The organism is Methylobacterium sp. 001424705 (assembly GCF_059816145.1).
In genome coordinates this window covers 36601-51886 of the sequence record NZ_JCBANU010000014.1, presented here as the reverse complement: position 1 = coordinate 51886, position 15286 = coordinate 36601, and the positions used below count along the sequence as shown (strand labels likewise).

Below are 15286 nucleotides of genomic sequence, written 5' to 3'. Positions count from 1 at the left end.
CCAGATGCCTCGCCGCCCAGCCATGTGCGGGCTCGCACATCGGGGGGAGGGGCGGCTTACTACCTCAGAGCAGTTCCACTTCGATCCCGGCACCCGCCTATCGCCGACCCGCGAGGATTGGATCGCGCCGGTGCGACGAAGGGCACCCGATCCAGATTGGGATCGGGGCATATGGTAATCGAACGATGACCTTCTCCTCCCGTCCCTTCGCGGATGACGGCCTCACCCTGACCTTCTGGGGTGTACGCGGTTCGACGCCCGTCAGCGGCCCGGATTACATCGAGTTCGGTGGCAGCACGCCCTGTCTCGAGATCCGGTGCGGCGAGCGGCTGTTCCTCCTCGATGCGGGTTCGGGGCTGAATGCCTGCGGCCGCCATCACCGCGATGCGATGCCCAAGGAGATCGACCTCCTCTTCAGCCACCTGCACCTCGACCACACCGCCGGTCTGCCGTTCTTCAAACCCGTGGTGCTGGACCCGGAGCGGACCCTCAACACCTATTGCGGCAATCTCGACGGGGAGAGCGCCGCCGCGGCCCTCGACCGGCTGTTCGCGCCGCCGCTGTTTCCCGTCACCCTCGACATCATTCCCTGCCGGCTCGCCCATCACGGCTTCAAGGCCGGCGAGCGGCTGACCTTCCCCGACGGCGCCACCGTCGACACGATCCTGCTCAACCATCCGCAGGGCTCGGTGGGCTACCGCTTCGAGCATGCGGGCCGGCGGCTCTGCGTGATCAGCGACATCGAGCACAGCGATCCGTGGCCGGACGCGGCCCTGAAGGACTTCGTGCGGGACGCCGACCTCGTGGTCTATGACGGCATGTTCACCGAGGGCGAGTATCCGGTCTGCCGGGGCTGGGGCCACTCGACCTGGCAGAAGGGCGTGGAACTGGCGCAGGCCGCTGGCGTGAAGGCCCTCGCCATCATCCACCTGCATCCCTGCCACACCGACGCGATGCTGCGCAGCGTCGAGGCCGACATGCAGGCGGCGATGCCCACCGCCTTCATCGCCCGCGAGCGCCAGACCGTGGCCGTGGGCGAGCCGGTGTGCAGCGCGCCCACCCTGGCCCTGGCGCGCACCGCCTGAGGCGCAGGGTCCCTCGCCCGAACGGGGCGGGACCTGCCGGCTCGATCAGGCCGCTTCCTCCCGCCCGACGCGGCTGTGGCGCCGGCTCCAGGCGAAGTAGATGACGAGGCCGATGGCGAGCCAGACCAGCAGGCGCAGCCAGGTCTCCCCGTCGAGCGAGACCATCATGGCAAAGCAGCTGAGGATGCCCAGGATCGGCACCAGGGGGACCAGGGGCGTGCGGTAGTCGCGGCGCGCATCCGGCTGGGTCCGGCGCAGGATGATGACGCCGATGCAGACCAGGATGAAGGCCAGCAGCGTGCCGATGCTCGTCATGTGGCCGAGCTGGGAGATCGGCAGGAAGCCGCCCAGCGCGCTGGTGAACACCATGAAGAACAGGTTCGAGCGGTAGGGTGTCTTCCAGGCCGGGTGGATCTTGGAGAAGAAGCCCGGCAGCAGCCGGTCCTGGCTCATGGAGTAGAACACCCGGCTCTGGCCGAGCAGCAGCACCAGGATGACGGTGGAGAAGCCCGCGATCACGCCGAGCGTCACGAGGCTGCGCAGCCACAGGAACGGCGTCTGGCCGATGGCGGTGTTCACCGGGGCGGCGTCGCCCTTCATCTGGTCGTAGTGCACGAGGCCGGTGAGCACCCCCGCGAAGGCGATGTAGATCACCGTGCAGATGGCGAGCGACCCCAGGATGCCGATCATCATGTTGCGCTGGGGATTCTTGGCCTCCTGCGCGGCCGTCGAGACCGCGTCGAAGCCCACATAGGCGAAGAACACCACGCCGGCGCCCCGCATGATGCCGCTCCAGCCGTACTCGCCGAAGGTGCCGGTGTTCTCGGGGATGAACGGCACGTAGTTCTGCGCCTTGATGTAGAACAGCCCGACCCCGATCACGACCGCCACCACGGCGAGCTTGATCAACACCACCACGGCGTTGACCCGGGCCGATTCCCGGATGCCGATCATCAGCAGGGCGGAGGCCGCCACGATGATGAAGATCGCCGGCAGGTTGACGAGGCCGTGGGCCGTGGTGCCGTCGGCGAGGGCGTAGGTCTCGAAGGGGGAATGGACGACGCTCGGGGGCAGGTTGATCCCGAGGGTGTCGCGCAGGAAGCGCGTGACGTAGCTCGACCAGCTCACCGAGACCGTGGCCGCGCCGACCGCGTATTCGAGCACGAGGTCCCAGCCGATGATCCAGGCCACGAACTCGCCCATGGTGGCGTAGGCGTAGGTATAGGCCGAGCCCGCCACCGGGATCATGCCGGCGAGTTCGCTGTAGCACATGCCCGCGAAGGCGCAGGCGATCGAGGCGATGGCGAAGGAGATCACCACCGCGGGGCCCGCATGCTCGGCCGCCGCGATGCCGGTCAGGGAGAACAGGCCGGCGCCGATCACCGCACCGATGCCGAGGGCGATCAGGCTCCAGGGGCCGAGGGTGCGGGCGAGCTTGTGCTCGCCGCCCTCCGCGTCGCTGTTCAGCCGTTCCAGCGATTTCGTGCGCGTGAGGTCGCCCGCGAGGCCTGCCGCCATAGGGTGGTCCTATCCTGGTTGGGAGCGGATGACCCGCCCGGCATTGCGGGCGGGCCCGGAAGAGGATGGCAAGGGTGTGGTCTTCGTGAGGGGCGATCTTGGCGTTTGCCCAACGCAGTGGCAAACGGCGATTGGCGGCCCCGGCAGGTTTCGGGCCGCGCTCCCGTCACGGGCGCGTGATCGCCGCGGCCGCCGCGTCCGCACCGTCGATGAGTGGGCCGAGGATCGCCCGCGCCCGCGCGGTGATGGCGGGGCCGGCCGTTTCCGGCGTTCCGGCCGCGAAGGGGGGCGCCGGGGCGTATTCGGCCACGAGCTGGCTCGTGCGGGCCGCCTCCGGCCCGGCGAGCCGCGCGCAGAGCGCCAGGGCGAAGTCCAGACCCGCCGAGACGCCCGCCGCCGTGACGCGGTTGCGGTCGAAGACCACGCGCTCATCCACCGGAATGGCGCCGAGGCGCGGCAGCACCCGGTCGCGGACGCACCAGTGCGAGGTGGCGCGATAGCCCTGCAGGAGGCCGGCCGCCCCGAGGATCAGCGAGCCGGTGCAGACGCTGGTGATCCAGCCGGCGCGCGCCGCCCGGTCGCGTAGGAAGGCCAGGGTGTCGGCATCGCGCATCTGCGCGGGCGTGCCGTCGCCCCCCGGCACGAACAGCACGTCGAGGTCGCGCGGGCAGGTCTCGAAGCTGTCCCCGGCCAGGAGGCTCAGGCCGGTATCCGATGAGACAGGGCCGGCCGCGCGCGCCACGAGGTGCAGCCCGCCTCCGGCGATGCCGGCGAGGAGGGCCTGCGGCCCGACGAGATCGAGGGCGGTCATGCCCGGATAGAGCAGCATCGCGATGCGCAGCGCGCGTGTCCGCGCGGGCCCCGCCTCGGGCGCCCCGGCCGCGGAGGATCCGACGGCGGTCAGCGCCGCGGCGCCCGCGAGCCCCGCGACCGCGACGGCGCGGCGGGTGGGGCCGGGGGGCTGGATCACGCGTTCGGCCCGACCGCGAAGGATTCGATGGCCTTGATCAGCGTCGCCGCGCGGTAGGGCTTGGTGAAGAACACGCTGCCCGCGATGAGGCGGGGCGGCGTCTGCGAGAACCCCGTGGCGTAGATGACCGGCAGGTCGGGACGCAGGGTCCGCGCGGCCTCGGCGAGCTGCCATCCGTCCATCAGGCCGGGCAGCCGGATATCGGTGAACAGGATGTCGACGGACGCTTCCGCCTTCAGGATGTTCAGGGCGATCTCGGCGGTCGCCGCCTGGAAGACGGCGAAGCCGGCATCCTCGAGATCGGCCGTGATGACTTCCAGTAGCAGAGACTCGTCCTCCACCATGAGGATGCGTGGTTTGGCCGAGCCGCTCATCGTCGTGGCGTTCCGTCAGGCGTAGCCCAGGCGTGGTGTGCGGCCGAGCCGGGACGCCTCTCCACTCGGATGAGGGGACGATAGCTCGGTTGGATCGCGAGGCAAGTAGATCCATACCGTCGTGCCACGGCCCGGTGCACTTTCAATCACGACGTGCCCATCGGATTGCTTGGCAAAGCCGAAGACCTGGCTCAGGCCGAGGCCGGTGCCCTCGCCCACCGCCTTGGTGGTGAAGAACGGCTCGAAGGCACGGGCGAGAACCTCCGGGCTCATGCCCTGGCCGCTATCCGCGACCGCGATGGCCACGTGATCGACGGGGCGCAGGGCGGGGATCTGCTCGGCTTCCGCGGCGGGAACGTTGCGCGTGCGGATGACCGTGCGTCCGCCCTTTTCGGTCGCGTCGCGGGCATTCACCGCGAGGTTCAGCAGGGCGTTCTCCAGTTGGTTGGCGTCGACGCAGACGGGCCAGACCTGCGGCGCGAGGGTCATCTCCGGGCGCTCCACCGTGTCGAGGGCCCCGCGCAGGAGTTCCGACAGGTCGCGGATCAGCCGGTTCGGGTCGACCCGCACCGGCTGGAGGGGCTGGCGCCGGGCGAAGGCGAGCATCTTCTGCACCAGGGCCGCGGCGCGCTCGGCCCCCGTGAGCGCGCCGTTCAGGGAGCGGCGCGCCCCGCTCTCCGGAGGCAGGAAGCGCTCGATCCGGTCGAGGTTGCTGATGACGACGCCGAGCAGGTTGTTGAAGTCGTGGGCGACGCCCCCCGTGAGGGCGCCGATGGCCTCCAGCTTCTGGCTCTGGCGCAGCATCTCCTCGGCCCGGTCGCGCTCGGCATGGGCCTCGTGCAGGGCGGCCAGCGCCGCGTCGCGCTCGCCGATCCGCGTCAGCAGCTCGGCATTCGCCCTGCGCAGCTGGTCGGGCGAGGGCAGGGCGAGGGCCCGCGGCAGCAGGACCCAGAGCAGGATCGCCGTCACGATCGAGGCGGCGGCGGTGATCGCCTTGATCACGGCCTCGGCCGCGTAGTCCGGCACCCACAGGGTCCAGATTCCGAAGAGATGGGTGGTGCCGCAGGCGAGGATGAAAAGGGCGAAGGCCCAGAACATCCATCCGAAGGCGATGTCGCGCCGCCGGGTCACGAAGACCCCGAGGGCCACCGGGATGGTGAAGTAGGCGAAGGCGATGATCGCGTCCGAGACGACATGCGTCCAGATCAGCTCCGGCCGCCACAGCAGGCAGATCCCGTGTGGTGCCAGGCTGGTGCGGTCGAGGAAGCCGCTCAGGATCGCGAGCATGTCAGGTCTCGGAGGCTCCGGGTTCATCCGCTTCCGACCGGGCAGGCGCAGCGGGCATGATCTGCGTCCGATTATAGCCTGAACAACGCCTGACGTCCCAGACAAAAGCACGTGTTGACTATGAGCTATTAAGGGTCACAACTGGGGCGTGCGCTGATTTATTATGGCTCTGCACGGGGACGGCGGCGCCGCGCGGTTTTGGCCCGCGGTCTCGGCGCACGTGCGCTTCCCCGCATGGAGGGTGAGCCATGTGCGGTGTCAGCCGCTCGGTGCATGGGTCGAGGCGGAGGAGCCGGTGGTCCGCGGCGGGGCGAGATTCCCGAGAGTGGCACGGAAGGGAACTCGCAGCCGATCGATCCGCCGCGATCGCCGAGGCCTCGACGGCGGGCGAAACCGGAGCGGGGAAGCCTGTCCCGCACGGCCGGGCACCGACCGGCGCCGAAGTCCGATCCCGACTCGCCGCTCCCGACTTGTTGATCGCGTCTTGCCGAGCGCTTCTCGCCGGGCGCGTCTATTCCACCACGACCTTGTAGGTCTGGCCCGCCCGGAGGGGGGCGCCGCGCTCCAGGCCGTTCAGCACGAGGAAGCGCTCCACCGGTTTATCCGGGACCACCATGCGCTGCGCCAGGGCCTCGACGGTCTCGCCGGCGCCGGCCGTCACCACCACGAGGCGCAGGGGCCGCAGGGTCCGGGCCTCGGCCGGATCGATCGCGGACAGGCTCTCGGTCCAGCGCCGGAAGGCGCCGTCCGGATCGGTGCTGCCCTTGGCCGCCATGATCATCCGGAAGGTGGTCTCGCCGACCCGGATCACGGCGAGGCGGAAGGTCCAATCCTTGCCGCGGGACAGGGCCGTGGCCGCCGGGTAGCCGGCGACCATCCGGTTCTCCAGGGAGCCCGGCTCGACGACATCGTTCCAGGTCGCCTTCAGCACCTCGTCGAGGCCCTGGCCCGGATTGCTCTCGACCTGATCGAAGAGCAGGCGCCGGCTGCCCTCTCCGGTGGTGCCCAGGACCGCATTGCGGGTGTTCTCGATGGAGAAGCCTTCCGGCACCTCGAAGGCGATGCCGAGGGCGGGATGGAGGAACTTGCGCCCGCGCACGACGCCGTCGCCCGGATTGTCGCCGTAGGCGATGCCGTCGATGGCCGCGAGGTAGCGGGCGCGCTCGTCGACCCCGAGGCCGGGGGCACCGATGAGGCGGGCGGCGCGGGTCACCAGCGTGATGCGCTCGGTGGTGCCCGGATGGGTCGCCAGCATATCGGGTTCGCCGGCCATGCCGGTGCCGGTCTTCAGGGCCGTGGTCCGGCTCAGGGCCGTGAGGAACCGGCCGGCGCCGAACGGATCGTAGCCGGCGCGCGCCAGGGTGCGCACCCCGACGCTGTCGGCCTCGAGTTCCTGGTCGCGCGAGAACCGGGCGAGGGCGAATTTCGACTGGCTCTGGAGCTGGGCGCCCGTCACGGGATCGTTGAGTACGTCGGCCACGACCTTGCTGACCAGCTGCGAGCGCAGCGCCAGCTCGGTGCGCGCCGTGGCGTGGCGCAAGGTGACGTGGGCGATCTCGTGGGCGAGGACGGCGGCCACCTCGGAGGTGTCGCTCGCCAGTGCCAGCAGGCCCCGGGTGACGTAGAGCCGGCCGCTCGGCAGCGCGAAGGCGTTGATGACGGGCGAGTCGAGCAGGGTGACCGCGTAGGTCTCCTCCGGCCGCTCGGTCGCCTTGACGAGGCGGTCGGTCACGTCGCTGACGAGACGCAACGTCGCCGGGGACCGGTACTCGCCGCCGAAGGAGGCCACGAGCTTGGCGTGGTCGGCGTCCGAGGCGGTGCGCTCGCGCCCCGTCGTGCGCGGCGCCTCGCGGGGCACGGCCAGCGCCGCCTTCTGCACGACGGCACCGGTCTGGTCGCCGATGCAGCCCGAGAGCAGCAGCCCGAGGAGCGGCCAGGCGGCGGCCTGCCGGCCGGGCCGGAGCCGGCCCGCCGGCGAAGGAGCGGCCATCGTGAGGCGAAGGATCGAACCCATGCCGTTCAGCGCCGCTGCGCCTGCTCCCCGTCCAGAACTTCGATCATGTCGGCACTCGCGATGTCGAGGGTCGGGCCGCGCCACGCCTCGACCACCCCCCGGACCCGGACCTCTCGCCCGCGCAGGGAGGCCGCACTCAAACCACGTTCCTGCAAGACGCGCCAAGTGCGTTTCGACACGGTCACGGTCAGCCCATCCTCGCCCCGGCCTGCGAAGTCGAGATAGGTGCGGCGCGGGCGCTCGCCGACCCACCGCACCGCGCCCTGCATCACGACGAAGTGACCCAGTCTGGCGCGCAGGGCCGGGCCGTCCCGGACGTCCGGGCCGGCTTGGCCCCAGAGGCCGCGGCCGCGCCGCCGCGCCCCGGCCTCGACCGCCAGGAGAGCCGGCCGGCACAGGGTGTCCCGCTCGCCCGCATCGACCGCGACGAGGCCGAGGGCTACCAGCCCGGCCGCGAGATCGGGCGTCGCCGCCTCGGCGTCGCTCTCGGCCACCGTCGCGTCGACGTGGGACCGGCCCCATCGATCGCTCTCGCCCCGGGCGACCAGCGTCAGGGGGCGTCCGTTCCGGGCGAGCAGCCAGGCGCCGGCCTCCGACGCCAGGTCCGGCCTGTCCGGCCAGCGCACGCCGTCCAGCACGGCCCGTTGGCCGGACGCGAGGATCAGCTCGCCCCGCACGCCGAGGCCGGCGAGACGCTCCGCCCGCGCCGGCGCCTCACGGCACTCGGGCGCGCCAGCGCCGGCCGGGTTCGGCAGCGCGAGAGCGGCGCCCACGGCCAGACCGAGACGCCGTCCTCCCCGTAGGCGGGGCGATCGTCGCTGTGCGATCGTCACGAAAACCGACTCCCGGGCGATGGTGCGAATCCCCCGCCATTGTCGCCCCGTACGGGGTGGAGACAAGGAAGGGGGCCGGCGCGCCGGGCGGTTCATGCCGCATTGCGGCAAGATGGCCACAGGCGAGACGACCGCCCAAGGGGAGGGGAGGCCGGCGGGGCTGGACCTCGCGGACCGGCCGGCAGAGACGTGCGTCCCCGGTTGGCGGGTCCGGACGATGATGCTAGGAACACCCCCGGTGAGTCTCCGTAGCTCAGCTGGACAGAGCACAGGTTTCCTAGATCTTAATTGGGCGTCGCGAGGGGAAACCGCGCGGCGGATCCGCTCAAATTCGGGGAACGCTCACCGTGTGCTTCCGGCGCACGCAGCCAATCCCGAGCCAAGCCCGGCACCCGCATCCGCGGGCTTCGGGACGGTGTAGAGACTAGACGGGCGGCACCTAAGGGGTTCGGCGACGAAGCCTACGGTGAAGGGATAGTCCAGACCACGAACGGGCGCCTCCGGGCGCGCGGCGGCGGAAGCCGAAGTGGGATGAAACCTGGGGTCGCAGGTTCGAGACCTGCCGGGGACGCCACCACGTACGCGCCGTGTCCGGCGCGCGATTGCATCGATCTCGCTTCAGAATTTTGTAGGCTCGGGCTTGGAGGCTTGGGCCGCTGCGCCCGGCATGCCCCCGCAAGGGCAGGGGGCGACCCGTACACGCCCGCGTGCCTGGGCTCGGTGCCGGCAGATGCGGATCGAATCGGCGCGCGCTGGCGGGCCGGTGTCCGAATGGAGGCTTGGTCCGGAAGGCCCGTCCTAGGGCTTGCGGGTCCGCGAGGCTTCCTCGATGGCCGCCTGATGATATCCGCTGTCGTGGTAGGCCGCTTGGGATGGGCGCTGCCCCTTCGCCTCGCCGTCCGTCTTGCCGATCGCGGGTGATCCCTGTGCCGCCGAGGCCCGCGGATTGCGAAAAGGCAGAATCGTGGCCGTCTGTTGATGATGTCCCATAGTCATGACGCGTGAGGTCCCTTCATGCGCTGCCTTCGCAGCGCCGTGGGACAAGAGTATAGGTCTGCCTGATACGTTTTGCATCACGAGGAGCCCGATAAATCCTTCAGATGCGAGAAATATAGGCTTGCCCCATATTCTTTCAGGATTGGTCAAGGTCTCTGACCGTTCGAGGCGTGAAATTGGGCATGACCGCTTCTTGATCTGACGGTTGTTGATGGGCGGGCGCGATCTCGCCGTCCGGCACCCGGATGCCGTCTGCCCCAGGGCTCGACCACGCCGGCCGCCCGGGCCCGGTCGCGATGCGGGAAATGTGGGGTGGACGGCTTGTCCACATGATCGCCCGGTCGCGTGATCCCCAGGGCCCCGTTCGGTTTGACGCCTGCGGGAGGGGGCCATACCGTCCCGCCGGGCGAACGGAAGGCAGGTCGTCTCCGCGGCGAAGCCTTCGCTGAGGGCGAAGGGGCCGGACGTGGTCAGGCCCTGGCGCTGCAAGGGCTCGCAGCAGAGCGTGGGACGGGCAAGATGGCTGGGCAGAAGACGGACGCACGGGACGTTCACGTGGGGCAGCGAATCGCCGAGCAGCGCAAGAGGGCGTCCCTGACCCAGAAGCGCGTCGCCCAGAGCTTCGGGATGTCGGCCGCCCAGTTGCAGAAGTACGAGAAGGGCACGAACCGCATCAGCGCCATCCATCTCGACACCTTCAGCCGACTGACGGGGGTGCCGATCGCCTATTTCTTCGACGGGCTGGAGCAAGAGGGCGCGGGACCATCCGGCGGCGACGCAGGACCGGGGTTCGCCGAGGGGCCTCAGGAGGTCTACGCCGCCGACAATCCCTGGCTGGGCCTGACGAACGTCGTGGTGCAGCACGTGAGCGCACATTTCCCCGAGCCGGAGCGCCGCCGGTTCGCCGCGATCCTCCAGGCGATCGGGCGCCAGCTCGACGGCTGATCTATCGTCCGATTCGTTCGCTTTGGCGGATTTATCCGGTCTTCCGGCTTGACCCTGCGGGGCCGTCCTGCCAGACACGCGCGCCTGATCAATCGGGAACGGCGCCGCCACAGCCTGGGCGCCCACTGCATGGGGGCCCCAATGCCGCGTTCAAACTACCTGTTCACGAGCGAATCCGTCTCGGAAGGCCATCCCGACAAGGTCTGCGACCGGATCTCCGACACCGTCGTGGACGCCTACCTCGCGGCGATGCCGGAAGCCCGCCTCGGCGTCGAGACCCTGGCCACCACCAACCGCATCGTCATCGCGGGCGAGGTGCGCGGTCCCGATTCCGTGACCTTCGACCATCTCGCCGAGCTGACCCGCGCGGCGGTCAAGGACATCGGCTACGAGCAGTCGGGCTTCCACTGGAAGAACAACGACATCGCCATCCACCTGCACGCCCAGTCGGCGGACATCGCGCAGGGCGTGGACTCGTCCGGTAATAAGGACGAGGGCGCGGGCGACCAGGGCATCATGTTCGGCTACGCCTCCGACGAGACGCCCGAGCTGATGCCGGCGCCGATCTACTACGCCCACAAGATCCTCAAGGACCTCGCCGACGCCCGCAAGGCCCGCCAGGGCGACGCCGCCAAGCTCGGCCCCGACGCCAAGAGCCAGGTCACCGTCCGCTACGAGAACGGCCGCCCGGTCGGGGTCACGCAGATCGTTCTCTCAACCCAGCACCTGGACGAGTCCCTCGACTCGGCCGACGTGCGCGCCATCGTCGAGCCCTACATCCTGGCCGCCCTGCCGCAGAACTGGGTCTCCGAGGAGACCGTCTGGCACGTGAACCCGACCGGCAAGTTCGTGATCGGCGGTCCCGACGGCGATGCCGGCCTCACCGGCCGCAAGATCATCGTCGACACCTACGGCGGCGCGGCGCCCCACGGCGGCGGCGCCTTCTCGGGCAAGGATCCGACGAAGGTCGACCGCTCGGCCGCCTACGCGGCGCGCTACCTCGCCAAGAACGTGGTGGCCGCCGGCCTCGCCACCCGCGCGACGATCCAGCTCGCCTACGCCATCGGCGTCGCCAAGCCGCTCTCGATCTACGTCGACCTCCACGGGACCGGCCAGGTCGACGAGGCCCGGCTCGAGGACGTGCTGATGAACGCCTTCGACCTGTCGCCCCGCGGCATCCGGACGAAGCTCGGCCTCAACAAGCCGATCTACGCCCGCACCTCCGCCTACGGCCATTTCGGCCGCGCCCCGGAGGCCGATGGCGGCTTCTCGTGGGAGCGCGTCGATCTGGCCGACAGCCTCAAGTCGGCCCTGGCCTGACCCCATGACCCTGGGGCGGGACCAGCTCCCGCCCCACCCGGGCGGGCACGAATCACCGGAGGGCGCCGACCGCGCCTTCTACGGTCGCCGCAAGGGCAAGCGCCTGCGGGCCGGCCAGGAGCAGCGCCTGTCCGAGCTGCTGCCGACCCTCCGGCTGACCCTGCCGCCCGCCGGCGAGCCCCTCGATCCTCCGAGCCTGTTTCCCGTCCCGGTGGACGAGGTCTGGCTCGAGATCGGCTTCGGCGGCGGCGAGCATCTCGCCGCCCAGGCGGCCGCCCACCCCCGCACCGGCATCATCGGCGCGGAGCCCTTCGTCAACGGCGTCGTCAAGCTCCTGCGCGCGGTGGACGAGGCGGCCCTCCGCAACGTCCGGATCTGGGACGAGGACGCCACGGCCCTGCTCGCGGCCCTGCCCGATGCCAGCCTGGCCCGGGTCTACCTGCTCTATCCCGATCCCTGGCCCAAGCGCCGGCAGCGCAAGCGCCGCTTCGTCTCCGACGGCGCCCTGGCGGAGATCGCCCGCGTGCTCCGGCCCGGCGGCGTGTTCCGCTTCGCCAGCGACATCGACGATTACGCCGGCTGGACCCTCGTTCGCGCCGCGCGCTGTCGGGACCTCGCCTGGACCGCCGAGGCGGCCCGGGACTGGACGCAGCCCTGGTCGGATTGGCCGGGCACCCGCTACGAGGCCAAGGCCCTCGCCGCCGGCCGGCCGCCGAGCTACCTCGAATTCCGCCGGGTCGGACCGGCCTGAGCGCGGTGGCGGCGTAACCCGGTTTGCCGACATCCTTTTGATGGGGTTGTTCGAGAAACGCGCATCCCCATCTCAGCCCGGCCTTGTTCCGCTCGGACTTCGGTTGTCTGATGGGCCGCGATCACCGCGAGCCGTCCGGTGGAGCGCGGTCGCGCGTCCGTGACACGAGGTCGGACGCGCCGAGCGAGGATGTGGCGTGCACGACGCTTCGGACAAGTCTTCCATGGACAAGTCTTCCATCGCGGGCGTCGGGACGGACTTGGCGTCGGCGCCCGCCCCGGATGCCGGGCCAGGATCGGGTCTGCACGGGACGGCCTTCGCGCAGGCGCCGATCGGCATCCTGGTGGTCGACGGGGCCGGCCTCATCCGCGACGCCAACCCCCATCTCTGCGATCTCCTCGGCTATGAGCCGGGCGCCCTCAATGGGCGGGCCCTCTCGGTCCTCGGCGCCGTGGCCCAGCGCGTCTGCATCCGGCGCTGGCTCCGGGCGGACGGCACCGGCCTGGACATGCGCATCCGCCCCTCGAAGCAGCGCGACGACCTGCAGATCCTCGTGGTCGAGGCCGTCGATCCCGACGAGGTCGCGCGGGCCGAGGAGAACCGCGCCGCCCTGACGGCGGCGGGCCTGGGCGAGTGGCGCTACGACTTCGCCGACGGCCGGGTCGTCCTGTCGCGCCGGGCCGCGCATCTCCTCGGCTATGCCGCGGACGATCCGGTCACCTGGACCCGCCTCCAGGCCGCGATGGACGGCGGCGAGGTCGCCCGCATCCGGGCCCAGGTCCGCGCATCCTTGCGGGACGGCGCGCCCTTCACCTTCGAATGCCGCCTGCGCCGGGCGCCGGACGGCACCGCGATCGATGTCGGGGTCCGGGGGCAGGCCATCCCGGCGGGGGAGGGCGCCGATCGACCCGCGACCCTCGTCGGCGTGGTCGAGGACGTGACCACCCACGTGGAGGCCCGCAACGCCCTGCGGGATGGCGAGCAGCGCCTGCGCATCGCCACCTCCCTGGCGGCCCTCGGGATCTTCGAATGGCACATGCTCGACGACCAGGCGATCTGGGAGAACGAGCGCATGTTCGCGATCTTCGGGCGCAGCGCCGCCGACGGCGCCCTGGGCAAGCGCGAATTCCTCGAGACCGTGCTGCATCCCGACGACCGCCCGGCCTTCCGCGCCGCGATCACGCAGGCCCTGCGCGAGGACACCACCCTGGCGGTCTCGGCTCGCATCCGCCGCCTCAGCGACGGGGCGTGGCGCACCCTCGACTTCGCCGGGCGCTTCGAGCGCGACGCGCCCAACCGCCTGCCGCGCCGCCTGATCGGGGTCGTGGCCGACGTGACCGAGCGCCGGCTCGCCGAGGAGCGCCAGACGCTCCTGATCCGCGAGCTGCACCACCGGGTGAAGAACACCCTGGCCACGGTCCAGGCCATCGTCGGATCGACCGCCCGCACCGCCTCCAGCATCGAGAGCTTCTACGAGGCCTTCGTCGGCCGGATCATGTCGCTGGCCCACACCCACTCGGTCCTCACCGAGGACACCTGGCAGACGGCGTCCCTGCGCACCCTGCTCGCCAACGAGTTGAAGCCCTATGCGGAAGGATCCCTGAACGGTGCGGAGGAGCGGGACGCCCGCATCCAGCTCTCCGGCCCCCCCGTCGACATGGCGTCCGAGGTCGCGGTGCCGATCGGCATGGCGATCCACGAACTGACCACGAACGCCGCCAAGTACGGGGCCCTGTCCACCCGGGACGGCCGGGTGGCGATCACCTGGGCGCTCGAGCCCGGCGGTCCGGCCGGGACCCTTCACTTCACCTGGGTCGAGAGCGGCGGCCCACCGGTCGCACCGCCGAAGCGGCAGGGCTTCGGCTCGCGCCTGCTCCAGCGGGTGCTGACGGCCCAGGTGCGGGCCGAGGTCTCCATGAACTACCCGCCGGAGGGGTTCACCCTGACGATGCGGGCGCCCCTGCCGGTCCGCAACGCGGCGCTGAATCCGCTGGCCTGAGGGCGCTCCCGCGAAGGAGGGCTGCGATCAGGCCGCGCCGCGGCTGTCGGTCTCCCCGCCCGCCTCGACGAAGGCCTTGAGTTCGTCGAGGGAGCCGAAGGTGAAGCGGCCCCGCGGCGTGTCCGCCTCGATCACGCCGGTGGAATACATCACGTAGGTGTTCCCTCCCGAGGCATAGGTGCCGACGACCTGCGGTTCCTCCGCGACGGGGGGCGTGGACTCGGCGGCCGGCGCCTCCGGGGACGGTTCGGGCTTGTCCTCGGGAACGCCCACGAACTCGGCCGTCTCGACGGCGGACGGATGCGGGGGAACGGGGTCGGGCGCGCGACGGGGCTCCGCCTCGGCCTCCTTGAAGCGAGGGGCGCTCTCGGGCGCCGGCTCGGGTGCCGGCGCGGGAGCGGGGCCGTCGAACAGATCGTTCTCCGTCGCCCGGGTCTCGGGATCCGGTGCGGCGTCGGCGATGCGCGGCTCCGGGATGTGCGGCTCCGGACGATCGTGGGGGGCGTCCGCCGGCAGCAGGTTCGGCAGCAGAGGTTCGGCGGCCGAGGGCTCCGGGGATGGCGGCGCGGGGTCGAAGAAGGTCGGTTCCAGGCCGGGGCGAGTGGAGGCGGCGCCTCCCAAGCCCGCGCCGGCGCCCAGACCCGCACCCAGGCTCGCGGCGGTGGCGGCGAGGCTCGGCCGGGCCCGCTGGGCGGCGCTCGGGTCTGCTGCGCCGCCGGGGGCGAGCCCGGTCTCGGCCGGGGGGAAGGACGGGGTCGCCGGACGCGCCTCGCGGAAGGCGCGCTCCAGGCCGCGCAGGCGGCCCGCCACGACCGCCAGTCCCAGCACCACGGCCCCGGCCGACGCCGTGGTGGCGCCCGCGATGGTCATGGCGAGACCGCTCTCCAGCCGGACGAAGGGGAAACCCTGGATGACGGATACGATTCCGCCGACGATCATGACGGCGGCCAGCGCGAACAGCGCGATATTCATGGATGTCTCGACAAACGCCTGCACCTTCAGGTGCGGCGCGCACACTAAAGGCCTGGGGGGCATTTGCAAAACGCACACTCGCACGCCGGGCGCAGCCACGCCCCGGGCAGGCCCCCGCGGATCGCCGCCGTCCGGGCATCGTCTCCGCCCGGGCGCGGACGCCACCCGGGCATCGACTTCATCCGGGCATCGACTTACGTAACGGCGCGTTGGTGCGAGGAT

The 15286-nt window shown here is 71.2% G+C and carries 12 protein-coding genes; 5 read left to right on the top strand and 7 right to left on the bottom strand.

The features are described 5' to 3' along the window. The first annotated feature begins 185 nt into the window (after nucleotides 1-185). A complete protein-coding gene (locus AC6EUL_RS12340; protein ID WP_056276078.1) occupies nucleotides 186-1085 on the top strand; it encodes an MBL fold metallo-hydrolase in 900 nt (299 codons plus the stop codon). Between the two features lie 45 nt (nucleotides 1086-1130). On the opposite strand, the gene AC6EUL_RS12335 is transcribed toward AC6EUL_RS12340, so the two are convergent. From AC6EUL_RS12335 to AC6EUL_RS12310, 6 genes are all read right to left on the bottom strand, one after another. Then, nucleotides 1131-2603: an amino acid permease gene (locus AC6EUL_RS12335; protein WP_056381942.1), complete on the bottom strand. Its 1473-nt coding sequence runs from the start codon at nucleotides 2601-2603 to the stop codon at nucleotides 1131-1133. A gap of 166 nt (nucleotides 2604-2769) precedes the next feature. Beyond that, a complete protein-coding gene (locus AC6EUL_RS12330; RefSeq protein ID WP_499870410.1) occupies nucleotides 2770-3432 on the bottom strand; it encodes a DJ-1/PfpI family protein in 663 nt (220 codons plus the stop codon). Nucleotides 3433-3569: 137 nt separating this feature from the next. After that, nucleotides 3570-3947 carry a response regulator gene (locus AC6EUL_RS12325; RefSeq protein WP_056211718.1) on the bottom strand — a complete coding sequence of 126 codons (378 nt, stop codon included), beginning with the start codon at nucleotides 3945-3947 and terminating at the stop codon, nucleotides 3570-3572. A gap of 15 nt (nucleotides 3948-3962) precedes the next feature. Beyond that, nucleotides 3963-5234, bottom strand: a complete 1272-nt coding sequence (locus tag AC6EUL_RS12320) for a sensor histidine kinase (protein ID WP_499870344.1) — start codon at nucleotides 5232-5234, stop codon at nucleotides 3963-3965. 511 nt (nucleotides 5235-5745) lie between these two features. Continuing rightward, entirely contained in the window at nucleotides 5746-7248 is a 1503-nt protein-coding gene (locus tag AC6EUL_RS12315) for a M48 family metalloprotease (RefSeq protein WP_082559146.1), read from the bottom strand. Between the two features lie 5 nt (nucleotides 7249-7253). Next, the gene (locus AC6EUL_RS12310; protein ID WP_499870342.1) at nucleotides 7254-8021 is read right to left on the bottom strand and encodes a DNA-binding protein; all 768 of its coding nucleotides are present in this window, start codon (nucleotides 8019-8021) and stop codon (nucleotides 7254-7256) included. 1575 nt (nucleotides 8022-9596) lie between these two features. Between AC6EUL_RS12310 and AC6EUL_RS12305 the strand changes: the two genes are divergently transcribed. The 4 genes from AC6EUL_RS12305 (at nucleotide 9597) to AC6EUL_RS12290 (ending at nucleotide 14092) form a co-directional block, all read left to right on the top strand. Continuing rightward, nucleotides 9597-10022 carry a helix-turn-helix domain-containing protein gene (locus tag AC6EUL_RS12305; protein WP_056211724.1) on the top strand — a complete coding sequence of 142 codons (426 nt, stop codon included), beginning with the start codon at nucleotides 9597-9599 and terminating at the stop codon, nucleotides 10020-10022. Nucleotides 10023-10163: 141 nt separating this feature from the next. Continuing rightward, nucleotides 10164-11342, top strand: a complete 1179-nt coding sequence (gene metK / locus AC6EUL_RS12300; RefSeq protein WP_056276071.1) for a methionine adenosyltransferase — start codon at nucleotides 10164-10166, stop codon at nucleotides 11340-11342. A 4-nt stretch (nucleotides 11343-11346) separates the two neighbouring features. After that, on the top strand, nucleotides 11347-12093 hold the full coding sequence (gene trmB, locus AC6EUL_RS12295; RefSeq protein WP_499870339.1) for a tRNA (guanine(46)-N(7))-methyltransferase TrmB: 747 nt from the start codon (nucleotides 11347-11349) through the stop codon (nucleotides 12091-12093). 223 nt (nucleotides 12094-12316) lie between these two features. Beyond that, on the top strand, nucleotides 12317-14092 hold the full coding sequence (locus AC6EUL_RS12290) for an HWE histidine kinase domain-containing protein (RefSeq protein WP_056211728.1): 1776 nt from the start codon (nucleotides 12317-12319) through the stop codon (nucleotides 14090-14092). 27 nt (nucleotides 14093-14119) lie between these two features. Here AC6EUL_RS12290 and AC6EUL_RS12285 read toward each other — a convergent pair whose 3' ends face one another. Then, on the bottom strand, nucleotides 14120-15064 hold the full coding sequence (locus tag AC6EUL_RS12285; protein WP_499870336.1) for a hypothetical protein: 945 nt from the start codon (nucleotides 15062-15064) through the stop codon (nucleotides 14120-14122). Between the last annotated feature and the right edge of the window lie 222 nt (nucleotides 15065-15286).